This window comes from Microcoleus sp. SVA1B4, from assembly GCF_036700545.1.
GTDB lineage: Bacteria > Cyanobacteriota > Cyanobacteriia > Cyanobacteriales > Microcoleaceae > Microcoleus.
The window spans coordinates 104,121-125,766 of sequence record NZ_JAUBPB010000008.1; the positions used below are offsets into that span (position 1 = coordinate 104,121).

The window sequence follows — 21,646 nt, forward strand, 5'->3', positions numbered from 1 at the left end:
TATCAAGTGACGATCGCCTCCTGCAGAGATCCCCACCCCGCAGAAAAGGCAAAAATAGGCTGGTAAGTGCGAACTTGCTGTTATGGACGATGCAACTAATCTCCTCGATGCGGCACTGTACACTGGTTTGGAACGTCAGGCACAATTAACCAACAAGACGTAAAATTGAGGTTGATTGAAAAGATTGGGGTTGGGCGATCGTTTAATCAAGAATTTTGAGCGGGCAATTTGAGTTGTCTTTCTAAAATTTTACTGCCAAAAAATACCTATGGTTGCATTAATCCCACTTGCTCTGTTCGGCTTTATTCCAGTCGTTTGTTACCTGTTTGTGAGGTTTCCGGCTCAGCGTGCAGTAATTATAAGTTTTGTGGTAGGGTGGCTGTTTTTGCCGCAAGCTTCTTATCCCATCCCCTCATTGCCATCCTATACCAAAATCTCTGCTGCTTGCTACGGCGTTTTGTTGGGGACTCTTATCTACGATCCTGCGCGCCTGACATCTTTTAAGCCCGGTTGGCTGGACGTGCCAGTGGTAATTTACTGTTTGTGTCCAATTGTTTCACAAGTTAGTAATGGCGGCAGTCCAATTTCTCCGACTATCAACCAAATCGTTACTTGGGGTCTGCCTTATTTTTTAGGACGCTTGTATCTAGGTAGTTTAGACGGGCTGCGACAATTGGCGATCGGGATTTTTGCAGGTGGGTTGGCCTACATTCCTTTTACTTTAGTTGAAGGGGTTAGGGGCCCAATTCTGCACCTAATGATTTACGGCGTCAATGCCTTTGAGGACTGGGGTCAAGCAAGGCGCCTGGGGGGGTGGAGACCGGTAGTATTTATGCAGCACGGTTTGATGGTGGGTCTATGGATGATGACAGCCGCCTTAATCGCACTTTGGCTTTGGCAAACTGGGACGCTCAAAAAGTTTCAGGGTCGTAACATCAAGACTTTAGCAATTATATTAACTATCGCTTTTTTCCTATGCCGTTCTACTGGCGCCTACAGTTTATTTGCAATGGGGTTACTCGTATTATTCTCTGCAAAGTGGTTTCGCACCCCTTTGCCCCTGCTATTCATAATTGGATATATAGTGTTTTATCTGTACGTCGCTGCATCGGGTCAATTTTCGAGCAAAGACGTGATGGACTTCATCACTCCAATATTTGGCGAAGAACGCTCCGCCTCTCTGAAGTTTAGATTTGACATGGAAGAGATTTTGGGGGAAAAAGCGCGGCAAAGATTTCTTTTTGGCTGGGGAGATTCCGGCGGAAACCGCGTTTACGACGAGTCGGGTAAAGATATCTCGGTCACCGACAGCTTATGGATTATTGCATTTGGCGTCAACGGTGCAGTCGGTTTAGCTAGTTTATTTTCTTCTTTGTTACTTCCTGTTATCGTCTTTACCCTGTTCAAGTATCCCGCCAGAACCTGGTCAAATCCCAAAGTAGCGCCCGCTGCCGTCCTGGGAGTAGCCTTAACTATGTACGTGTTTGACTGTGTTTTGAATGCTATGACTAACCCGATTTTTGCGCTGATTGCTGGAGGAATATCGGGTCTCGTCTTAAAAGCTCCAGAAAGTCTTAAGGCCAAGAAAACCAGTTCGCCACCAAGAAGACATTCGCTGGTTCACCAAAAATCAGGATGATTTTCAGGAATACGATCGCCACTTCACTTCAAGCTGGAGACTATATTGCCTTCCCTAGAGACCAAAAACTCAAAAATCTACCACTTTTGGATGAAATCCCGTTCGGAAGTTGCCAGATATTTGTCACTAGGTTAAACTCTTAATCTCATAAACTCTTTTTTTTACATTCATTTGCAATGCTTCAACAAGTATTAGCACTGGATGGCTTTTTACTTGAAACTGTCTTGCGACTTATAAACTTAAAAATTGGCTTTATACACTTTTTCTAAAACGAGCTGATTCTTTACATAATCTTTAAAAATCCTGACTAGACAGGTAGGGCATAGGAGGATATACTGAGAAGACTATGTTCACTGAAGCGCCTAGTTACAACACGCAACTGTATTGTGGGCTATAATAGTTTGAGTTGTAGTTTAATATAAACCGGGAAGGGCATAATAAATGAAAACAGTTAATTTATTGAATGTCTCGATAGATAACTTGTCAATCACAGAGTTGTTTGAAAAACTCGACGGCGAAGGTGGTGTCGTATTTACACCAAATGTAGACCACTTGATTAAGTTGCAGTATGACCGCGACTTCTATGAAGCTTACAATACATCTACTTACAGAGTCTGCGACAGTCAAATATTGATGTATGCCTCCAAGTTTTTGGGTACTCCTCTCAAAGAAAAGATTTCTGGTTCGGATTTGTTCCCTGCATTTTATATGTATCACAAAGATAACGAGAAGATTAAAATATTTTTGCTAGGAGCGGCTGAAGGTATTGCTAGGAAAGCCCAGGAAAAAATTAACCAAAAAATTGGTAGAGAAATAGTAGTTGAAGCACTTTCTCCTTCTTTTGGATTTGAAAAAAATGAGGAAGAATGTGAAACAATAATTGATGCGATCAATAAATCAGGAGCGACAGTTCTGGCTATCGGAGTGGGAGCGCCAAAGCAAGAGAAGTGGCTGGTTAAATACAGGAGCAAATTAACACACGTCAAAATTTTCTTAGCAGTAGGTGCAACCATTGATTTTGAAGCTGGTTGCAAAGCCAGAGCCCCCAAATGGATGAGCGAAGTCGGCATAGAATGGGCGTACAGACTGTTAAGTGAACCGAGAAGGTTGTGGAAAAGATATTTGATTGAAGGTCTGCCTTTTTTCCGGTTAATCTTAGAACAAAAACTAGGGTTTTATAAAATGCCTTTCATGGAGAGCAAAACCAGCCAGCTAGAATGGAAAGGTGGCTCCTAAAAAGGTGCTCCACCAAGATCGAGCGTAAATTAAGCTGAGTATCGGAGAAAGTGGGTTTGACTTCAAGGTAAGACTGATGCAATCTGTGGATAGTCCGATCGCACATCGCACTTTCTCTCAAAATAATTCATTTTTGCTTTCAAGTCCAGGTAAAATCGGAAAGAAACCTTTTGTGGAAAATCCTAATTAGGGATGCAACCGATGAATCTGCCTTCTTTCTTGTGGTTGTGGAAAATAGCGGCTTGGTCAATGGGTGTTTCCCTGTTGGCTTACCTGTTGCTGGCTGTTACTGGAACGTGGATGTTTGCCGCTAGGAGTACCAAACAACCGCGCCCAAAATGGCTGCGTCCCTTTCATTTAGCCACTGGTGCGGGGATGGCGACTTTGGTAATTTTACTGCTGGGAATTGGTGTAGTCGGTACGCTAGGATACTACGGCAATTTGGGTCACTCGGCTCATTTACCGGCGGGGTTAGCTGTTGTGGCTTTGGTGTTGGTTTCTGTTGGCAGCGGGCTGCAAATTGGCCCTAAACATCCTTGGGCGCGCCCCCTCCACATCGGCACTAATTTGGCCTTGTTTGGGGGATTTGTGACTGTGTTGCTCACAGGATGGACGATAGTACAAAAGTATTTGCCGAAAGTTTGAAACCTGTCTATTTGACCTCAAACTATACCAAATGTGCCAGCGAAAACATATATGTAAGGTGCGCCGCAGCGCACCCTAGGTTTAATTTTTTTGCGTGAGTCCGCTTTTGGTGATGAATTCTAAAATATGCTGCGCGGTAATCTGTGGCTTTTCTAAGTGGGGAACGTGGCCGCAGTCGGGTATCCAAATTAGTTGAGAATTTGCGATCGCCCTTGCAAACTTTTCCGCATCCGCCGTCCCCAAAATCCGGTCTTGTTTTCCCCACAAAATCAGCGTCTGCTGCTGAATTTGCGATAATTTTCCCCCAAAACCACCGTAACCGCCGCTTTTGGTAAACGCAATTAAAGCTTGATTCCAGTTGGGCATTTCCAAGTGCAAAGCAGCACAAGTTTGAGCGTCAACAGAAGCCAAATTTTTATCGAAATAAGCATTGACGCTAATTCGCTGGCGAATTTTGGGATTGCGTAAAAATGAAGTTGCCAGATATCCTAAAGGAGGAATTAAAAACTTTCCCTTATTAGAACTGATGGCGAAACCTGCGCTATCTATTAACACTAATTGTTTTACAGCTTCGGGATAATTGAGAGTGAAATCAATTGCTGCTGCACCTCCCATTGAAGCACCGACTAAGATTACAGGCTGCGAAATTAGCGTTTTCCAAAAATAGTAAAGGTGACTTTCAATTGCCCTCGCGCTGAATGCCAAACCGGCCGATCTTTCTGTAAAGCCAAAACCCAACAAATCAACCGCCCAAGTTTCATTTTCGGCAGCTAGCAGCGGCAACAGGCGGCGGAATTCAAACAAGGAACTGTCGAAGCCGTGAAGTAGCAAAATCGGTGTGTTGCCGCTGCCTTGGCGCACGTAAGTTGTGGCAATTGGCCCAGAAGATAGGGGAGTTGTAATTGCCTCTCGTTGAATGCTTTGGGCTAAGGCAATTGAGGTAGATTCTGTGAGTTGTGCGATCGACTTTGGCAGAAAACTTGCTGGCATAATTCTTGATAAATTGTGAATCGGTAGGGGCGATGCCACTCTGTCCGCCCTAACATTTAAGTATATATAGCAATCCTAAATGATTCGTGTAATTCTTGTAGGGGCAAACCCCCCGTGGTTGCCCCGATGCAGGCTGGGGTAGGCACGGGGAGTAGGGGTAGCACTACCCCTATATATTTTTACAAATGATGCGAGGATTGCTATATGCTTGCTCGATCGCTATTTTAGGAGTTGGGGCGAGTCATTAAAATTCGATCGATATTTAGTATCGCGCCGTCCCACCAATGGCTGATTCTGTTTCTGGTTAATATATTTGAGAATTGTTGCTAATAAACAATTTTTCAGATAAGATGCTTAAGAGCAGTTAGTTTGACCATCACGCAATTTAACCGCAAATTGGCATCTAACCTAAGAGAGATTTCAACTCTAGATCGCAAAAAAACCATCAAATTTCCGATCGCGGGGAACAACTGTATCCGCAATATTCCCAGAAAACAAGTAGCCTGACAACCCAAGTTTGGCGATGCGTGCACTGCGGTGTAAAATTTATTGAGAATTAATCTCAATTATTTTCTGGAAGTAACGCCAAAAAACTTGCTGCTAAAACCGATCAACTGTGAGAAGAACCATGAAACAAAACCAAGAATACAGCGAACAGAAGCAAGAGTCAAACCCCAGACAGTTCGCGGGTTTCACCTTTTACGGCGAGACACCAGAAGTCTCTGGAAGCGAGTCTGGCAGCACCGAAACTCAGCCTGCGGTGGCGGGTGGTAAATCATTCCCCCTAGCAATGGCAAGCATCGGTGAGAAATTGCGGATTGTCAAACTCAAAGGTTCAGAAGGCACGGTGCGCCGTCTGATTGGTATGGGATTAGTCCCCGGAATCGAAGTTCAAATCATCAGCAATTCTGGCGGTTCTGTAATTGTGGCGATTGGCGACAACCGCATCGGTTTGGGGGCAGGTATGGCACAGAAAATTCTGTACACGAATCTTGTCTAGGGAAATTATCAAAAAATTGCATCAACAGCAATCTTATTGGATTTGTGAAAAAGATTTTCTTTTTTTTACCGCAGAGGGCGCAGAGGGCACAGAGAAAGACAAAAGAGAGATGTTGACACATTCTGAAAAAGTTGCTACCTTCAGGCCTTTAATTTAGTTTGTACCAATTTAGAGTCCATTAAAACAAAAGATGAGCGAGAAAAAACAACTAGGGGATTTAGCTGTTGGTGCAATCGGCCGCGTCATTGGCTATGAGAAAACAGCCAGAGGTTATAAAGGCAAATTGTTAGCAATGGGATTGACGCCGGGAACTGAATTTACTGTTAGTCGCTATGCACCTTTGGGGGATGCCGTAGAAATCCTAGTGCGCGGTTTCAAACTCAGTTTACGCAAAGATGAAGCCAAAACCCTATTTGTAGAAGAGGTTAAATAATGACTAAGCAAATTATTGGATTGGTGGGCAATCCTAACTGCGGCAAAACTACTTTGTTTAATGCCCTGACAGGTGCTAACCAAAGAGTAGGGAATTGGCCAGGAGTAACTGTAGAACGCAAAGAGGGAAAATATACTCACGATGGTTTAGCAATTACGATTGTTGACTTACCGGGAGTTTATTCTCTTGATGCCGAAGATGGAGACACCGGACTCGATGAATTGGTAGCGCGAGATTATTTGCTATCTGGGGAAGCTGACGTAATTATTAATATTGTTGATGCTTCTAATTTAGAGCGCAATTTGTATCTCACTACCCAAATTTTGGAGATGCGCGTACCGACAATTTTGGCGCTGAACATGATGGATGTTGCCAAAGAACGGGATTTCAAAATCAAGGTCAATAAACTTGCAGAACGCCTCGGCTGTACGGTAGTGCCGATGAGTGCTTCTTCAAATGACGGAGTACCTCTGTTGCGTGATGCGATTAATCGGGCGCTGTCTCAGCCGATCGTACCATCTGCCTATGTCGCTTATCCGGCTACGATCGAAGATGCGATCGTCCAACTCATCCCGCACATCGAAAAACACAGCCCAAATCGCACCGTAGATGCCCGCTGGACAGCCCTGAAGCTGTTAGAATATCAGGATGAAGTCGCCCCGGAACTCGCCAGTACAGAACTCGAAAAAATCGTCGTTCCGCACCGCCGCCGAGTCCATGAAACCCTCGATGACGACCTCGATATTATCATCGCCGACAGCCGTTACACCTTCATCCGCAACCTAACCCAAGGCGTCACCGAATGTTCTAGAGAAGTCAAAACCAACGTTTCTGACAAAATTGACCAAATTGTTCTCAACCGTTTCTTAGGCATTCCCGTATTCTTAGCGGTAATGTACCTAATGTTCACCATTTCGATTAACGTTGGTGCAGTGTTTATCGACTTTTTTGACATAGCCTTGGGGACAATTTTTGTAGATGGTTTCGCTAAACTTTTAGAAAGTATCAGCGCACCAGGATGGTTGATTGGACTTCTCGCAAAAGGTGCTGGTGGTGGCATTCAAACCACATCTACATTTATCCCCCAAATTGGGATGATGTTCTTGTGTTTGTCTGTTTTAGAAGACTCCGGCTACATGGCGCGGGCTGCCTTCGTGATGGACAGATTGATGCGATTTATCGGGCTTCCCGGTAAATCCTTTGTGCCGATGATAGTCGGTTTCGGCTGCAATATCCCCGGAATTATGGCGACGCGGACATTGGAAAATAAGCGCGATCGCACAATGACGATTATGATGAATCCATTCATGTCTTGTAGTGCCAGATTAGCAGTTTACGCCCTATTTTGCGGCGCATTCTTCCAAGTCGGCGGTCAAAACATGGTACTAGGACTTTACCTAATCGGAATTCTAGCCGCTGTTCTCACCGGACTAATCCTCAAGAATACCATCCTCCAAGGAGAAGCCGCGCCTTTTGTTATGGAATTGCCGCCCTACCACATTCCCAAGCTCAAAGGAGTGTTACTGCGGACTTGGGACAGACTGAAAGCTTTTATCACAAAGGCCGGAATTGCGATCGTGATCATGGTGGTTATACTAGGATTCATGAGCTCAGTTGGCACCGACGGTTCCTTCGGCAAAGACAACAGCAAAGACTCAATTCTTAGTGCAGTCGGCCACGCGGCAACACCTGTATTTACACCAATGGGAATCACCCAAGAAAACTGGCCCGCCACCGTCGGTTTGCTAACAGGAATATTTGCCAAAGAAGTAATGGTTGGAACCTTAGATTCCTTGTACACCCAACTAGCAGACGAACAAAAAGCAGCAAGTGGAGAACCGGAGAAAGAAGAAGAATTTAGTTTCTGGGGAAATATCGGCCAAGCATTTTTTAGCATACCAGAGAATCTTACGAAACTTCCCGGTCAACTTTTCGATCCCCTCGGCTTAAATTCTGCTAATATTACCGACCAAAAACAAGCGGAAGAAGACCAAGGTATCTCTGGTAGCACCTACGGACAAATGTCCCAGCGGTTCGGTTCCAATCAAGCAGCTTTTGCTTATTTGCTTTTTGTATTGCTGTACTTTCCCTGCGTCTCCGCAACGGCTGCGCTTTACCGCGAAACTAACTTGGGATGGACTGTATTCGCAGGCTTATGGACTACTGGTTTAGGTTACTGGGTTGCAGTCCTCTATTATCAAGTCGCGACATATGCAGAGCATCCAGAATCTTCAGTTATTTGGGTAGTGAGACTGGTAATAGCTATGGCGCTGACACTTGCGGGATTAAAAATGATCGGTGCAATACGCCCCAAGCGACGCGCAGCAATCAGTAGTTAGTTGACTGTTGACTGTTAACTGTTAACTACGTTTAAGAATCAAACAAAGGAGAAAAGCCATGATTTTAAGCGAAATCCAAAAATTTATTGCTGACAACAAAAGAGCCTCTATCGCGGATCTAAAAATCCACTTTCGCATGGATGGTGATGCTTTGCGCGGAATGTTAAATCGCCTAATTCGCAAAGGCAGAATTAGCAAAATGGCAGAAGCCAAAAAATGCGGCGGGTGTGGCAGTTGCGCCGACGATGCAACGGAGATTTATGTATGGGTAAATCCTGGCGAGTCGGTGTCAGCAAAAGAGCCAGTTTCTGCAACTTGCCATTAACAAATCAGGAGATGGCAGTGCCGTCTCCCTACAATTAATCACGGTATTACTCGTTACTAGGCTCTGCCTAGTAACGCATCTCCGGAGGCTCTGCCTCCAATTTTCCTGCTAGGATAGTGAGGCAGAGCCTCTAGATATTGATTCCCAGGCAGAGCCTGGGAACCAGTTAAAAAAGAGCCAGTTTCTGCAACTTGCCATTAAGTGATATTAATTTCGTAGTAAGGACTTCAGAAATCAGGAAATGGCACTGCCGTTTCCCTACAATTAATCGGGGTAGGGAAACGGCACTGCCGTTTCCTCCTCGCGAGTTCATGATTATTTTGCGGTAGGGATACGGCAATGCCGTCTCCTCTAATCAAATAGCTAACTGATATTCAATTCAAGCAACTGTCTTAACTCTGGCACAAACAAGCGGCTTCTTGGGTGCGGGCTTTAATCGGCAAATAAATCACAAACTCTGCTCCCTGCCCTATTTCCGAATTCACTTCTATTTTCCCTTGATGCTTCTCGATTATCTGGTAGGAAATTGACAGCCCTAAACCAGTTCCTTTACCCACAGGTTTAGTGGTAAAAAATGGGTCAAATAGCCTATTAATTGCATCCGGGTCAATCCCATTACCGTTATCTCTAATCTTCACCACCACTTGATTTACTCCTGCTATTTCTGTGAGGATTTCAATCTCATTGTTTCGCAGATTTGGATTGCTCAACAGTGCATCAGCAGCATTGGCTATGATATTCATGAATACCTGGTTTAACTGCGACGGATAGCACTCTACCAAGGGCAAGTTTCCATATTTTTTAATTACTTTAATCGCTGTTTTGATTTTGCTGTTTAAAATTAATAGAGTGCTGTCAATTCCTTCATGGATATCGACTGGTTTCATTTCAGCTTCATCTAACCTAGAGAAGTTTCGCAGGGACAAAACAATTTGCTGAATTCGCTCAGTACCCATTTTCATCGAAGATAGTAACTTCGACAAATCTTCTGATAAAAAGTCGAGTTCAATTTCCTCGATGCAGTCTTGAATCGGCGCGCTTGCATTCGGAAATTCCTGCTGGTAAAGTCCTACAAGCTTGAGCAAGTCTTGAGTATATTGGTTAGCGTGAGAAAGGTTGCCATAAATAAAGTTAACTGGGTTGTTAATTTCGTGAGCAATACCAGCCATCATCAACCCCAAACTGGACATTTTTTCGGCTTGAATTAGTTGAGATTGGGCATTTTTTAAATCGTGAAGCGTTTGTTGCAGTTGGTGCAATTGTAGGTTGAGTGTACGATCGCGATTTTCTACTTGTTCTATCATACAGTTGAAAGCTTCCGCAAGTTGACCTACCTCATCAGAGGAAGGAATGGGTACTCTACCAGAAAAGTATTCATTGCTTGCCATCCAATTCACATTTTGAGTTAAATCTAGAATTGGTTTTCCGATGATTCGGCTAACTACAGCACCAACAATCGTGGCTAGAATTACCCCTGCCCAAAAGAAACTATCTAGCCGTTGAGATAAAGTTAATTGCGTTTGCTGCACTGTCGCCATTGGGCTAAACACACCTAGAGCTATGCTATCGCCTATTTCGGAGATTTCTACCGTTTTCATTATGTAAGACAGGCGCTCAATATCTATTTTAGTAGTCGATGTCTGTGGTGTAGGTTTTTTCCAAGATTTAGAGCGAATTTGGGGAAAATCAGTAGCAATTAATTCTCCTGATTTAAAGATTGCGAAGTAGTTTTTACTCTTAGTGTCAATGTTGATTTTATGCAATTGTTCGTCTGTCACTAAGTCACCTACGAGTACAGCACCAATTATCCTATTCTTGCTTCTAATCGGTGCAAATCCTACTAGCAATGCTTGCGGTTTGCCATCAATGCTGACAAAATTTGACTTTTCTAAGCCTTTAAGTGCTGAATTTATCGCTGCGCTATTGATTAACTTCTTATGTATGAGCGAATCTTCTCGCAACTCTGCTACCATTTCGCCCCGCCCGTTTACTACTTTGACTAAATCTAGTTTAAATGTGGTTTTTAGAGATAATATATCTTGACGCAAGATGTCTGTGTTTTTCTTTTCTATAGCGCGAATAAGTTCGGCTTCTTCTGATAGTAGTTTGGCTTGCATTGTCAATTGAGTCGATCGACTTTTGAAGTCTCGCACGGCTAAAAATGCTTGGTTTTCAACTTGATCGCGCACTCCTTTTTCGAGAGTGTTGGCAAATCCGATTTTGACTGTGTGTATGACTAATAACAATAGAGTGACGGATACGCTTAGAAACGGCACGATAATTTTGAGGCTCAGCGGTACTCGAAAGTACGGCGGGCTCTTGATTGAGCTGTTGTCGCCCTCGATCGCACTCCTTATATTTTTCATAATTATTAAGAATAAGACTCATTAATATATCATAATACATTAACCGTAAATTTTCATTACAGGGAGCTGCTACTGCTGCAAAGTCTTGATATATAAAGAGTTGAATCTGTAGTAAATTTTGGCAGGCTGGCGAGGAGACTGCTTTTAGCACCCCAAAACTTGTTAGTTATTTATCTCAATAGTGGCGCGAATCTAGAACCTCAAATCTAAAATCGGTTGGCGGCTGTGTAGAGATAGCCAAAAGTTTAGTATTTCTTCCCCAACTTGTTCTGGATAGAAGTGATGAAAAAAATGTCTACCATCTTTACATTCCCAAAGTCGATCGCCCTTTTTCAGAAACTTAAGCCAGGGGCGCATGACAATAGGAGATACTACAAAGTCCGTCTTGCTACTGCATAACAACAAAGGTACTTCTACACCCCCATCGGATAAATTAGTCGTACTAAATAACGAGTGAGGCGAAGGCGAAAGTGCTAAATCTTCTTCAAAATATGATACAAATTTTTGATTAATATACTGATTTTGTTCTCCCAACATATCGCCAACCATTTGAGTTAAAATTTGTTTGCGGCTCCAGGAAAAAGCTGAAAGATGTGTATAGTAATGAGCTTGCCAATTAATAGCAGATGGCAAGCCGACAGCTAAAAGTCCCAAAGAGCTGACTTTGTGAGGATAGCGGCGGGCATACATTAAACCAATTAGTCCGCTGGTACTGTGACCGATTAGATGAATTGGGCTATTCCGCGCTTTCAAATAGTGATGTAGTAGATCAACGGCGACATCTAAAGAGCAAGCTTCATCTTCCGTTTGTTCGTATTCCCATATTTGTATTGGTACTGACTGATTTAAGTAGTTAATGAGAGAAATATCGAATAATTGCAAACTCGGACTGGCACTTAGCCATAGCACATCATCTGAAGTATATCTCATCACTTTTAAGTTAGAAAATGGAGCTATTAATAATTTTAACTGGTTCCCAGACTCTTCTTGGGAACCGATCTCCAAAGGCTTTGCATCGCGGAGTAAAATTGGAGGCAGATCCTGGTAACGAGTAATTGCAAAACCTGCCCACCATTAATCCTAGATCCCAAATTCTGTCTTGAGTTGAGATACCCAAGATTTTACCCGTGCTTCCGTCAGATCGGATTGGTTGTCTTCATCGATCGCAAGACCCAAAAATTTGCCATTAACTACCGCTTTAGATTCATTAAAATCATAGCCGTCTACCGGCCAATAACCAACAGTTTCGCCGCCCTGTTCCGTGATTTTCTCAGCCAAAACCCCCATTGCATCCATAAAATTATCCGGGTAGCCCTCTTGGTCGCCAGTTCCCAAATAAGCCACCTTTTTGCCGCTAAAATCAATATCATCAAGTTCTGGGAAAAAGCCTTCCCAGTCGCTTTGCAGTTCGCCGATATTCCAAGTCGGACAAGCGATAATCAGACATTCGTATTCAGCAAAATCATCATTTTCAATGCTGCCTATCTCGTGCAAAGTCACGATATCGCCACCAAATTCATCCCGAATCATTTCAGCCACAGACTCAGTTTTGCCAGTTGTAGTTCCGTAGAAAAGACCAATTGATTTCGACATTGTTACTCCGAAGGTAGAAGTTGACAGGGTTTGAGATTTCTTTTTTTTGAGTCAGGATTTGGCATTTCCTGCCTGCAATTCATGCAAAAACAGTAGACGCGATTGTGGCAAACCTGAGAAATCAGGGAGTCAAGACAGCAAGGACACTGTTTTTTCATTGGGTTAAATTTGAAAATTCATCAACCAAGCTGACTCGCTCATATCTGGGTCTGCTTCGCAGTCAATTAGTAACAGATTCAGCGTCGTTTGTACTTTTAGACTGCGCGGGATGCCTGCGGGTACAAACACAAATACTCCGGGTTTTAAAGTGACTGTTCGATCGCACACCGTGAGAGTTCCCCCTCCTTCTAAGACGGCGAGGGTTACATCTTTGGAGTTATCGAGGTCAGGTATTTCGGAATTTTTACCCAAACTCATCAGTTTTTGGCTGTCGGCGGGTTGTCCGTCGCTGATTCGATCGGCGGATGCGGAAACTATTGCTGCTGTCACGGTGATTGACCTCCAGGTACTGTTAACTTCCGGCACTTATTGCAATTAATATTCAATAAGCTACCATGCAATTTAGATAAATTGTCAAGAGTCTACCATTAAGATTTGTTACATAATGCTGTCAGACTAGGTTTAAACTCAGCACAAGCAGCCCCAAATTCACACGGAGCGGTGTTTGTGGACGCTAAGACAGCGCGACGCAAGGGCTTAACTTAAAAAATAGTTAGTAATTATTTGCAATTAGGTCTTAAAATTATATTTGTAGTGCGATCGCCAATATAGCAATTCTCAATTGCCCGCAATACAGTAAGGATACGGCGCAGTGCCTACGGAATATGTGTATTGCACTCAACAGGATAAGGTGTACCGCTGCGTGCGTACCCTAAAAAATGCAATAGAGGCGGGTTATAGCCGGATTTGTCGATCGCCCAAATCCGTCTCAAACTCGCCCCTAATGACAACAATCAACAATCAACCGACTAATTCTTCGCCCCAACGCCAACATACATAATCGACGTATCCTCATTGATTTGGATTTTAAACAACCCAGACTTTTTGTAATCAATATAGTTAGCGAAATTAACTGTTAAAAGTTGAGCCGCTTGTTTGAAAACTGCCCCGGAAGGAAACAACTGCTTTCCGCGTGTAAAATTCCCCCAAAAACCGTGCATCTGGGCTAAAACAGAACCCATTTCTCCAAACATATCAAAACCTTTAATTTCAATATTGCCAAAACCCGTATCTCGCATTACCGCAGACAGTTCCTCCGGCGTAATAAACTTTTCCCAATCGTGAACCCCCCGCCTAATTTCTTGCAAAATATTTTCCATCAGCCCAATCATCACAACTTGCGACGAAAAAGTTCGATTAATTGTATCAAAAAAGAACAATCCTCCGGGCTTCAGAATTCTGTGAACCTCAGACACAACTTGTTTGTAATCAGCAACGTGTTCTAGAACATCCACGCAAATTACCACATCAAAGGTATTGTCATCGTAGGGCATATTTTCGGCAAAACCTTGCCTGTAGTCAATCTCAAAACCGCTGGTAACTGCGTGATTTTGAGCGGCTACAATACATTTCTCCGATCGATCTATCCCAGAAACAATAGCACCTCTCTCGGCCATAAACTCGCAAGAAAAGCCGCCCCCGCACCCGACATCTAAGGTTTTCAGCCCTTGCCAATTAGTCGCGTGTCTGTCAAAAAACTCAAATCTGGGTTTATTTAGGTGGTAAAGAGCATAGATTTTAGATTTTTCGTCCCACCAATTATCAGCATTTTCGTCGTAAAATTCTAAATCATTTTTTACTTCTGTTTTCTGCACGATTTTTTCATTCCTGATTAGTGGAAAATATAGATGGCGATTGCACTTTTGCGTGATTTTATAGGACTGACGCCAAAAAAACCAATTTCTGTAGAAAATCGGATGTTTCGTGACCAAGAATTTCTTCATGTGGTACCCGCCACGTGATTTACCCGTGGAATCAATCCACAATCGAAAATAGAAAATCCTCAAGAAAGAGCATTTATCTCGCGCAAGTCAATCGAAAATCTACAATCGAAAATCGAAAATCGATTGACGAGTTCGCAGGCCGACACCAGGTTTCTGAATCCGCGCGCGTAAGTTCTATGTTCTCGTTAGTTGTGAATCGCCACAGTTTTTTATTATAATATCTCTGGCATAAATTTCAACCCGATGGATCGCGTTTCTATTATCATCCCAGCCCTCAACGAAGCGACTTGTCTGAAACGCACCCTCCGCCAACTCAGCATCCTTAATCCTCCCGCTTGGGAAGTGTTGGTGGTAGACGGCGGCAGTCAAGACGACACAACGGCGATCGCACTTTCCGCCGCCACCCGCGTTATTTCTAGCAGTACAGCCGGACGTTCCGTGCAAATGAACTTAGGTGCTCAAGTCGCCACCGGTGAAATTCTGTGCTTTTTGCACGCCGATACTTTAGTTCCCGACGACATTGTAGCAGTCATCCAGAAAACATTGTCCGATGCCGAAATTTCCGGCGGCGGGTTTATCTCCCTGATGGCTGGTTCGCAGCAAACAAGATGGGGTTTTTCCCTCCACAATTACCTGAAAACTTATTACGCGCCGCTGTTATTTCGACCTCATTTATTTTTCCAAGGATTGCGCCTGCTGTTTGGCGACCAAGTTATTTTTTGTCGCCGTACCGATTTTTGGGAATGCGAGGGTTTCGATGCTGCGCTGCCAATTATGGAGGAAGCGGATTTGTGTTTGAAGTTAGTGCGACGCGGGAGACTTAAGTTAGTCAATCGGGTAGTGGAAAGTAGCGATCGGCGAGTTGCGAGTTGGGGCGAATTAAAAGCTATTGCGATCTATCTTTCGATTGGTCTTTTGTGGGGTTTTGGCGTTTCCCCAAGGTATCTCAAGCAGTTTTATGAAGACATCCGCTGAAACACAAAATTTGATTAAATTACCAAAATGTACTGGCTGTAATTTTTGGGCAAAACTTTCTGCAACAGGTAAATAATCGCCCAACAACCTAACAAAGTCCCCGTAACTAAAAAGCCGAGCTTCAGCAGGGGATTTACCGCGTCAATAAACTTATAAAACACTAACAACACATATAGCAATCCTAAATGATTCAGATAAATTTGTTGGGGTAGTGCTAAGGATCGCGAATTAAATAACTTACAATTTTAATTGTTATTGTGGGATGGGCCTAAGAGCCCGTCCAAAACGGACGGGCGTCCCGCCCATCCCACTTTCAAGAGTGGAAGTTATTTAATTCTCATTCCTAAGAGTGCCTACCCCCTATCTATCGGGCAACCGGGCGTGGGATTGCCCCTACAATAATTATGCAAATGATGCGAGGAGTGCTATATAGCAATCCTAAAAGAGTCGTAAATTTTTTACCCCATCCCAACCCTCCCCGCGGTTTCGGGGAGGGAGTAAGAAATTCACAAATTATGCGAGGATTGCTATAGAGACTATTGCGAAAAAAAATCTACTGCGAAAAAAAATCTACCTAAATTAGGTAGACTTTTAGAAATGTTCAAGCAATGAGTTCACTGTGGGCTAACCGTTGTTGTGATGAATGTGGGACGCAGAAACACTATCCAACTGATCGCGCCCGTTGCGGATCACGCGCAGCATATCGCTCAACTTGTGCTCGATATTATCGAGCACTTGGTCGGCATAATCATCGGCTCCGTTTTGAATTTCCTCGCATTCAGCCATCGCCCTGACTCTCATCTCTTCCAATTCCTCTTGAGCCTGGTAGCGAATTTGTTCGACTTCCGCCAGCGTCGCCTGCTGAATTGCCTCGCAGTCGAGCAAAACTTGCTGCCGCAACTGATCTGCCTCTATCTTCGCCTGCTGGAGCAGGCCCATATCGTTTAAAATTTCTGCCGCTCTCTGTTCTGCTGCTTCTATCACTTCCTGAGCGTAAAGTTCTGCCTCTTGAAGCAAGTCGTCCTTGTGCCGGATGATCGTCTCGGCTTCCTGAAAGGCGATCGGCAAATTTAGCCTCACCAAGTCTAACTGATCGAGCAACTGTTCTTCATCCACCAGAGTGCGTCTGGTCATGGGAATTCGCGGGCTGTCGAGAACAATTTCCTCAAGCCGATTCAATTCCCGCTGGATGTCTACTCCTGCGGTTCGGGTGGGATCTCCGAAGGTGGCTGTGTTCTGAGGTGATTCGTTCTCAGTGCCGCGTCCGGTAATGTCGGGTTCGATGCGAGTTGGTTCCTGCTGGCGTAACATTTGTAAATATCTAGGGCGACGTGTTTCGGAACAAGATGATCTACGGAGCCACCAAACTTGGCTATTTCTTTAACTACACTACTACTTAAAAAGCTGTACTCGTTAGAAGTTGCCAAAAAAACTGTTTCAATTTCACCCAGAAGGGTTTTATTGGTGTGGGCCATCTGGAGTTCCATTTCAAAATCTGTTAATACCCGGAGCCCCCGCAGCAGCACTTTGGCTTGTCGAATCTTAGCATAGTTTACTGTCAAACCCTCAAAACTGTCTACTTCTACATTTGGCAAGTGTTGGGTAGAGCGCCGGATCTGCTCGATCCGTTCCTCTACGGTGAAGAGAGGGGTTTTGCTGGGGTTTCTGACTACGGTAACAATTACCCGATCGAACAGTTTAGATCCCCGCTCGATAATGTCTGCGTGACCGAAGGTAATGGGGTCAAAGCTGCCTGGATAGATTGCAATCACGAGTTTGGCTCAACGGAGTGGGGGGGAGTGGAGGAGTGGAGGAGTAGGGGAATGGGAGAGTAGGATAGTGGGGCAGTGGGAGAGTGGGGCAGTGGGAGATGTGGAAAATCTTCCTTCTTCCTTCTTCCTTCTTCCTTCTTCTGACGGACATCCGTTACATCCGTTACATCTCGCGCAAGCGAATCCGTTGCCGAACTTCCTTCTTCCTTCTTCCTTCTACTTTTTCATCGAATGAGCTTTGTAGAAAGTTTCGAGGCTTTGCTTGTCGCCCACAAACCGCCAGTGCCAAGGCTCGTAACTGACGCCTTGGCGATTGTTTCTGGGGAAGGACATTTCAAAGCTGAAGGCGACGGCGTTGGCTTCTAACCACTTGAATGCTTCGGTATTTTCAAAACTGGGGCTGAGGTTGTGTTCCGGGGCGCTGCCGTCGCCGATGTCGATCGCATAACCGGTGTGGTGTTCGCTGTAACCTGGAGGGGCGCTGACTTCGGCTCGCTTGCTGGCGTTTTGCCTGCGTTCGGCTTTCACATCAAAAAATACGTGCTGTTGGTCTTGCAGCGAGCGAAAGCCGGATATGGGAGCGAAATAGATGCCTGATGCTGCGGCGGCGTTGACCATTTCCTGATATTTTGCTGCTGCTGAGGTGCGGAGTTTGACGCTACCGTCGGAGGTGACGCTTACCAAGTCTTTGGCTGGTGCTTCTGGGTACGGCAAGTGTCCCAGCAGGTTTTCTGGGAGTGCGGGGACTTTTGGGGTGGTAGCTGGACTCGGGACAGACGGAGACGCGGAACTGGTGGGCGCTGAGTCTTGTTGAGTTTGCTCTGCCTGACTGGTGGCTGGGAACAAGTTAAAGTTGAGGTGCAGCCAGATGCTGACCCCAAAGGCTAAGGCGGCCAACCCTAGCAGTTTCCAAATCAGCCCTTTTTTCTTAGACTGACTCTGCCCTGCTTCTGGGTATGGGTGATCTCGCACTGCTTCTGGAATTTCGTCGGCGACAAGCTCCGAGGCTTGCGGGGGTTTTCTTGACAGACTAGCGTTATCCAAGCCAGCTCCACTCCTGCACTTCAATAAGGCTCAACGTTACAAATTGTAGATCGATATGGGCGATCGAACAGCTACAATTGCCGCTGAGAATATATCATCTCTTTCACACTTCGCCCCGTCCCATCCGCCAACTCTCGCATCTGTTGCTTGGGCCCACAGTCGATCGTCCCTGCGATGTCGCACTGGTTGGCGCTGGTAGCGCTGGTTTATTTTAAGTGTAATTTGTTACTGTTGTTCGACAAAATCCAACAATTCTTCGATCGACACATCAAACGTCCGCGCCAATTTTAGCAGAGCACCGATGTCAGCCATTGCCATACCGGGCGATCGGGCATAACTTTTAACAGTATTGTAGGATACTCCAGAGCGATCGGCTACTTCTTTGAGCGTCCAACCTTCCCTAGCCGCCAACTCTCTAATTCGCAATTTTATTAATTCGCCTCTTGACATGAGGGTGAAATCTCACCTATAATGTTTTATATACATAAACGTTAAATCCCCGACTGAGGAAACGCCGGTGCCAACCTATTCTTCCACGACCTCAAACAAGTCTTCAATCAACAGGTCAAAAGTTCGAGCTAATTTTTGCAAATGAGTAACGTCAACCGTTGCTAACCCGGGCGAACGAGCATAATTCTTAAGCGTGCTGTAGTGAACTCCCGATCGCTCAGAAACCTCTGTCAAAGTCCAACCCTTCTCGGCAGCCAGCTCTCGAATCCGCAACTTAATCAATCCCATTTATTGACAATAGACCAGTATTGGTCTTAAACTATTTACATCATAAATAGCGATCGCCCCCCGGCCTCGAAAACTGAAGAGCGAACAGCTATTTATTCAAATGACCGACAAATTGGAATTCACCAACAAAAAGTAGGATTCACCAACAAAAAGTAGGATTCACCCCAAATCAAGTCGGATTCACCCCAAACAAGTCGCAGTCACCCCAAACAAGTCGGAGTCACCGAGTCACCAACCATGATACCAAAACAAAACTCAGAAGCCAAGCAAATAAATCCACTCTCTCGCTTTGTAACCAAAGAAGCAGTGGCCAAAGTCTTGAAAGTCAAGCCCGAACAGATCCGCGAGATTCGCTGCTGGGCTTACGTCATCCACGTTGTGGGAGTTGGGATCAGTCGGTTTGTCAGCTACGGAGATATGCCACCAATTTTAGGAGTCGAACCGCCGACGCTGCAAGATTGCATTCGGTGGCGGAAACGCTGGAGAAGCAGCCAACACCGAGCACCGATATTTTGGGTAGATTTTTATGAGGGGAAATTTCGGCAGTCTCGCGGTGTGGAAGAACTCTACAACTGGGGTAAGTTGGTAGGTAAGATTAAGCACGGGTTGTCAGAATTCCAGGTAGAGGGGCTGCGGAATATTTATTGTGTGGTGAAAGAGTGTATTCACGCTTTTTGAGGAGATGAGCGGATTTTGTCCCTACTTTTTGTGAGTTGCAAATAACAGTCGCTCGGATTGCAGAGGCAAATTTGTTAAGCAATCGATCGCTTTTACTCAAGGTTAATTTGATGATGAATTTAAAGCCCGCTCTCCCCGAAGATCGCGCTCCCGTCTGGCACAAACTACAATACTCAAGCCTTTGAAAGAGAAGCTGCGCTCTATGGGGCGGTCGTCCTATTAAGCAAAACACCCAAGGTATTTCGTTGCCGCCAACAGTCCAGCGATCGTTAGACTTAGAGAAAAACCCGAACTGACCCCATATATTAACTGGGAGGTGTCCAGGGGGGGCATTTAAATTGTAAGTGAGCTCGTCGCGGTACATCCATTTGCCGTCCGCGCGCCATCCGACGCGATCGCCCAACATATTCCAATCTTTGTAGAGAATCTCCCAAATCCGCTTCTGGACACTAAGACCAAAACGGCCTTTGCTGTACTTTAACCAGAGTTGGTCTATGGTAAGCAGGTCTTCGCAGAAAAAGCCTTTGATGTCTGCCAATAAGATGTCTGCTGGATGTTCTCTTCCTAAAACTTCCTTCAGCTTGTAAACTGTTTCCTCATCAGCTTCTTTCCACTTTTGGGCAGCTAATAAATTCCGCAGATTGCTGGGGAGCATCCCGGTTTTGCGCTTTTGATCATCAAACGGATATTGATCCGTTAAGGTAGGCGCACCGAAGCTTAAGCATTTGATTAACATTTTTCATCAACCACTGCGCTCCTGAAATTTTCAACCTTCTATCAATTTGTTTTACTGCCGACTCTACAGCTCCGGAACCGATCGAGCAAACCTTTTGTGTTGACAATTGCTCGTAGTTAACAATCCGCCGACGATGCTTCTCCAAATAAGCACAAAAGTTCTGGGCTTGTTTTTGACGGCAAGACTTAAATAAATTGATGGTTTCCTCGACTCGTCCTTGCCACAGAAACTCCTTACCCTGCGCCCGACGCTTCAACGAGCCACCGACCTTACATAGATTTTCAACTAAGTGATACCAATCTAAAATTTCCCGCCGCGCCCCGTCAGGATTCAACTGGACAATAATATTCCAAATGCCATCATGACCATCCCCCAAACAGGTTAGTACCTCTGATAAAGGCTGACTGTTCACATAATTAATTAACGCTTGATTGTCAAGAAAAAATGCCCCGTAATAACTGTCGTGCAGTCGCACAGCCTTATAGTCAAGCCAGTGACTGCCCTCTCCCTCTTCTTTTCTGAGACGGACTTTCCCCCCATCCACACTGGTTTCCTTTACCTCTGAAGTAGCTATTCTGGACGCCCATTCTTGCTTTTCCACTAATCGGTGTAAACAAGTGTGACCTATATGCACTCCCGTCTGGGCTTCTATTTCACTCTCAGCTTTCTCATAAGAGAGATTAGCCACCTGACGGAGGCAGCATTTTTCAAATAATGGAGCTAAACGAGTAGATTTTTTGACTCCCAATTTTTCGGCTTGTTTTTCAGTAATTATTAGCTTACCAATGCAACTTTTTACTGTGCGAGACCGTCCTGATTCTGTTCCTGTTGCCTGTTTGATAAAAAAAAACCAACCTCGGGCCCGACTAATTCTAGCCATTGCTCTCGAATATGCTTTTCGATTGTTTCCAGACTTGATAATTCTGAGACCGGAGTATTTGTGTACATAATCTCGGCAATCTCAGCAGCACAAGCTTTTAAACGCTCCTTCTGTTCAGGGGTCATAGCCACTCCTCCTACAAATGCAGTTCACGCTTCCGTTGACGCTCTACCTATTATCCTCTCTGGATAGCACTTTTACAAAATCGGGATGCTCCCGATTGCTGTAATCTACTCCTACTGCTGAAATCAAATTGTCATTGTTTATCATTGAATAAATCCCTCTATCAATTGCTACCTGACTAAGATAAACGA

Annotated in this window: 22 protein-coding genes; 9 read left to right on the forward strand and 13 right to left on the reverse strand. The window is 44.7% G+C overall.

Annotation, left to right across the window (positions count from 1 at the left end):
- The first annotated feature begins 268 nt into the window (after positions 1 to 268).
- From QT987_RS06305 to QT987_RS06315, 3 genes are all read left to right on the forward strand, one after another.
- Positions 269 to 1,639, forward strand: coding sequence for an O-antigen ligase domain-containing protein (locus tag QT987_RS06305; RefSeq protein WP_333238270.1), 1,371 nt, complete (start codon positions 269 to 271; stop codon positions 1,637 to 1,639).
- A 441-nt stretch (positions 1,640 to 2,080) separates the two neighbouring features.
- Positions 2,081 to 2,875: a WecB/TagA/CpsF family glycosyltransferase gene (locus tag QT987_RS06310; RefSeq protein ID WP_333168610.1), complete on the forward strand. Its 795-nt coding sequence runs from the start codon at positions 2,081 to 2,083 to the stop codon at positions 2,873 to 2,875.
- A 201-nt stretch (positions 2,876 to 3,076) separates the two neighbouring features.
- Positions 3,077 to 3,520 carry a DUF4079 domain-containing protein gene (locus tag QT987_RS06315; RefSeq protein ID WP_333067855.1) on the forward strand — a complete coding sequence of 148 codons (444 nt, stop codon included), beginning with the start codon at positions 3,077 to 3,079 and terminating at the stop codon, positions 3,518 to 3,520.
- Between the two features lie 81 nt (positions 3,521 to 3,601).
- Here QT987_RS06315 and QT987_RS06320 read toward each other — a convergent pair whose 3' ends face one another.
- On the reverse strand, positions 3,602 to 4,510 hold the full coding sequence (locus QT987_RS06320; RefSeq protein WP_333238272.1) for an alpha/beta hydrolase: 909 nt from the start codon (positions 4,508 to 4,510) through the stop codon (positions 3,602 to 3,604).
- Positions 4,511 to 5,138: 628 nt separating this feature from the next.
- Between QT987_RS06320 and QT987_RS06325 the strand changes: the two genes are divergently transcribed.
- The 4 genes from QT987_RS06325 (at position 5,139) to QT987_RS06340 (ending at position 8,607) form a co-directional block, all read left to right on the forward strand.
- Positions 5,139 to 5,510 (forward strand): FeoA family protein, encoded by a 372-nt coding sequence (locus tag QT987_RS06325; protein WP_333238274.1) that lies wholly within the window; start codon positions 5,139 to 5,141, stop codon positions 5,508 to 5,510.
- Between the two features lie 190 nt (positions 5,511 to 5,700).
- On the forward strand, positions 5,701 to 5,943 hold the full coding sequence (locus tag QT987_RS06330; RefSeq protein ID WP_333238277.1) for a FeoA family protein: 243 nt from the start codon (positions 5,701 to 5,703) through the stop codon (positions 5,941 to 5,943).
- Positions 5,943 to 8,282: a Fe(2+) transporter permease subunit FeoB gene (gene feoB / locus QT987_RS06335; protein WP_333238279.1), complete on the forward strand. Its 2,340-nt coding sequence runs from the start codon at positions 5,943 to 5,945 to the stop codon at positions 8,280 to 8,282. Before QT987_RS06330 ends, feoB begins: the two co-directional genes overlap by 1 nt.
- 58 nt (positions 8,283 to 8,340) lie before the next feature.
- Entirely contained in the window at positions 8,341 to 8,607 is a 267-nt protein-coding gene (locus QT987_RS06340) for a FeoC-like transcriptional regulator (RefSeq protein ID WP_333232888.1), read from the forward strand.
- A 392-nt stretch (positions 8,608 to 8,999) separates the two neighbouring features.
- On the opposite strand, the gene QT987_RS06345 is transcribed toward QT987_RS06340, so the two are convergent.
- The 5 genes from QT987_RS06345 to ubiG all read right to left on the reverse strand — a co-directional run bounded on the left by QT987_RS06345 (position 9,000) and on the right by ubiG (position 14,380).
- Complete coding sequence (locus tag QT987_RS06345) at positions 9,000 to 10,973, reverse strand: ATP-binding protein (protein WP_333238282.1); 1,974 nt, start codon at positions 10,971 to 10,973, stop codon at positions 9,000 to 9,002.
- 192 nt (positions 10,974 to 11,165) lie between these two features.
- Positions 11,166 to 11,903, reverse strand: coding sequence for an alpha/beta hydrolase (locus tag QT987_RS06350; RefSeq protein WP_333238283.1), 738 nt, complete (start codon positions 11,901 to 11,903; stop codon positions 11,166 to 11,168).
- 150 nt (positions 11,904 to 12,053) lie between these two features.
- Positions 12,054 to 12,566 carry a flavodoxin FldA gene (gene fldA, locus QT987_RS06355; RefSeq protein ID WP_333238285.1) on the reverse strand — a complete coding sequence of 171 codons (513 nt, stop codon included), beginning with the start codon at positions 12,564 to 12,566 and terminating at the stop codon, positions 12,054 to 12,056.
- A 162-nt stretch (positions 12,567 to 12,728) separates the two neighbouring features.
- The gene (locus QT987_RS06360) at positions 12,729 to 13,055 is read right to left on the reverse strand and encodes a cupin domain-containing protein (RefSeq protein ID WP_333140865.1); all 327 of its coding nucleotides are present in this window, start codon (positions 13,053 to 13,055) and stop codon (positions 12,729 to 12,731) included.
- Positions 13,056 to 13,534: 479 nt separating this feature from the next.
- Entirely contained in the window at positions 13,535 to 14,380 is an 846-nt protein-coding gene (ubiG, locus tag QT987_RS06365) for a bifunctional 2-polyprenyl-6-hydroxyphenol methylase/3-demethylubiquinol 3-O-methyltransferase UbiG (protein WP_333055436.1), read from the reverse strand.
- 372 nt (positions 14,381 to 14,752) lie between these two features.
- Here ubiG and QT987_RS06370 point away from each other — a divergent pair, with 372 nt between their 5' ends.
- Entirely contained in the window at positions 14,753 to 15,484 is a 732-nt protein-coding gene (locus tag QT987_RS06370) for a TIGR04283 family arsenosugar biosynthesis glycosyltransferase (protein ID WP_333238287.1), read from the forward strand.
- 624 nt (positions 15,485 to 16,108) lie between these two features.
- Here QT987_RS06370 and QT987_RS06375 read toward each other — a convergent pair.
- The 5 genes from QT987_RS06375 to QT987_RS06395 form a co-directional block, all read right to left on the reverse strand.
- A complete protein-coding gene (locus tag QT987_RS06375) occupies positions 16,109 to 16,795 on the reverse strand; it encodes a DivIVA domain-containing protein (protein ID WP_333055439.1) in 687 nt (228 codons plus the stop codon).
- On the reverse strand, positions 16,678 to 17,256 hold the full coding sequence (gene coaD / locus QT987_RS06380) for a pantetheine-phosphate adenylyltransferase (RefSeq protein WP_333055440.1): 579 nt from the start codon (positions 17,254 to 17,256) through the stop codon (positions 16,678 to 16,680). Before coaD ends, QT987_RS06375 begins: the two co-directional genes overlap by 118 nt.
- A 216-nt stretch (positions 17,257 to 17,472) precedes the next feature.
- Positions 17,473 to 18,300 carry a M15 family metallopeptidase gene (locus QT987_RS06385; RefSeq protein WP_333055441.1) on the reverse strand — a complete coding sequence of 276 codons (828 nt, stop codon included), beginning with the start codon at positions 18,298 to 18,300 and terminating at the stop codon, positions 17,473 to 17,475.
- 225 nt (positions 18,301 to 18,525) lie between these two features.
- Positions 18,526 to 18,750, reverse strand: a complete 225-nt coding sequence (locus tag QT987_RS06390) for a helix-turn-helix transcriptional regulator (RefSeq protein WP_333209019.1) — start codon at positions 18,748 to 18,750, stop codon at positions 18,526 to 18,528.
- Between the two features lie 75 nt (positions 18,751 to 18,825).
- Positions 18,826 to 19,038, reverse strand: coding sequence for a helix-turn-helix transcriptional regulator (locus tag QT987_RS06395; RefSeq protein WP_333209017.1), 213 nt, complete (start codon positions 19,036 to 19,038; stop codon positions 18,826 to 18,828).
- A 237-nt stretch (positions 19,039 to 19,275) separates the two neighbouring features.
- Between QT987_RS06395 and QT987_RS06400 the strand changes: the two genes are divergently transcribed.
- Positions 19,276 to 19,716 (forward strand): hypothetical protein, encoded by a 441-nt coding sequence (locus tag QT987_RS06400; protein WP_333238290.1) that lies wholly within the window; start codon positions 19,276 to 19,278, stop codon positions 19,714 to 19,716.
- Here QT987_RS06400 and QT987_RS06405 read toward each other — a convergent pair.
- Both QT987_RS06405 and QT987_RS06410 read right to left on the reverse strand, forming a co-directional pair.
- Complete coding sequence (locus QT987_RS06405; protein ID WP_333238292.1) at positions 19,634 to 20,452, reverse strand: GUN4 domain-containing protein; 819 nt, start codon at positions 20,450 to 20,452, stop codon at positions 19,634 to 19,636. The genes QT987_RS06400 and QT987_RS06405 overlap by 83 nt on opposite strands.
- Positions 20,394 to 21,457 (reverse strand): ISKra4 family transposase gene (locus QT987_RS06410; RefSeq protein WP_333058678.1). Its coding sequence is split into 2 segments (ribosomal slippage): positions 20,394 to 21,304 and positions 21,304 to 21,457, totalling 1,065 coding nucleotides; the frame shifts between segments, so codons are not numbered across the junction. The genes QT987_RS06405 and QT987_RS06410 overlap by 59 nt, the downstream gene beginning before the upstream one ends.
- Positions 21,458 to 21,646 lie beyond the last annotated feature (189 nt).

Coding starts and splice junctions, on each gene's coding strand:
- QT987_RS06305 (WP_333238270.1), top strand. CDS start 269: ATGGTTGCATTAATCCCACTTGCTCTGTTCGGCTTTATTCCAGTCGTT.
- QT987_RS06310 (WP_333168610.1), top strand. CDS start 2,081: ATGAAAACAGTTAATTTATTGAATGTCTCGATAGATAACTTGTCAATC.
- QT987_RS06315 (WP_333067855.1), top strand. CDS start 3,077: ATGAATCTGCCTTCTTTCTTGTGGTTGTGGAAAATAGCGGCTTGGTCA.
- QT987_RS06320 (WP_333238272.1), bottom strand. CDS start 4,510: ATGCCAGCAAGTTTTCTGCCAAAGTCGATCGCACAACTCACAGAATCT.
- QT987_RS06325 (WP_333238274.1), top strand. CDS start 5,139: ATGAAACAAAACCAAGAATACAGCGAACAGAAGCAAGAGTCAAACCCC.
- QT987_RS06330 (WP_333238277.1), top strand. CDS start 5,701: ATGAGCGAGAAAAAACAACTAGGGGATTTAGCTGTTGGTGCAATCGGC.
- feoB (WP_333238279.1), top strand. CDS start 5,943: ATGACTAAGCAAATTATTGGATTGGTGGGCAATCCTAACTGCGGCAAA.
- QT987_RS06340 (WP_333232888.1), top strand. CDS start 8,341: ATGATTTTAAGCGAAATCCAAAAATTTATTGCTGACAACAAAAGAGCC.
- QT987_RS06345 (WP_333238282.1), bottom strand. CDS start 10,973: ATGAAAAATATAAGGAGTGCGATCGAGGGCGACAACAGCTCAATCAAG.
- QT987_RS06350 (WP_333238283.1), bottom strand. CDS start 11,903: ATGAGATATACTTCAGATGATGTGCTATGGCTAAGTGCCAGTCCGAGT.
- fldA (WP_333238285.1), bottom strand. CDS start 12,566: ATGTCGAAATCAATTGGTCTTTTCTACGGAACTACAACTGGCAAAACT.
- QT987_RS06370 (WP_333238287.1), top strand. CDS start 14,753: ATGGATCGCGTTTCTATTATCATCCCAGCCCTCAACGAAGCGACTTGT.
- QT987_RS06375 (WP_333055439.1), bottom strand. CDS start 16,795: ATGTTACGCCAGCAGGAACCAACTCGCATCGAACCCGACATTACCGGA.
- QT987_RS06390 (WP_333209019.1), bottom strand. CDS start 18,750: ATGTCAAGAGGCGAATTAATAAAATTGCGAATTAGAGAGTTGGCGGCT.
- QT987_RS06395 (WP_333209017.1), bottom strand. CDS start 19,038: ATGGGATTGATTAAGTTGCGGATTCGAGAGCTGGCTGCCGAGAAGGGT.
- QT987_RS06400 (WP_333238290.1), top strand. CDS start 19,276: ATGATACCAAAACAAAACTCAGAAGCCAAGCAAATAAATCCACTCTCT.
- QT987_RS06405 (WP_333238292.1), bottom strand. CDS start 20,452: ATGTTAATCAAATGCTTAAGCTTCGGTGCGCCTACCTTAACGGATCAA.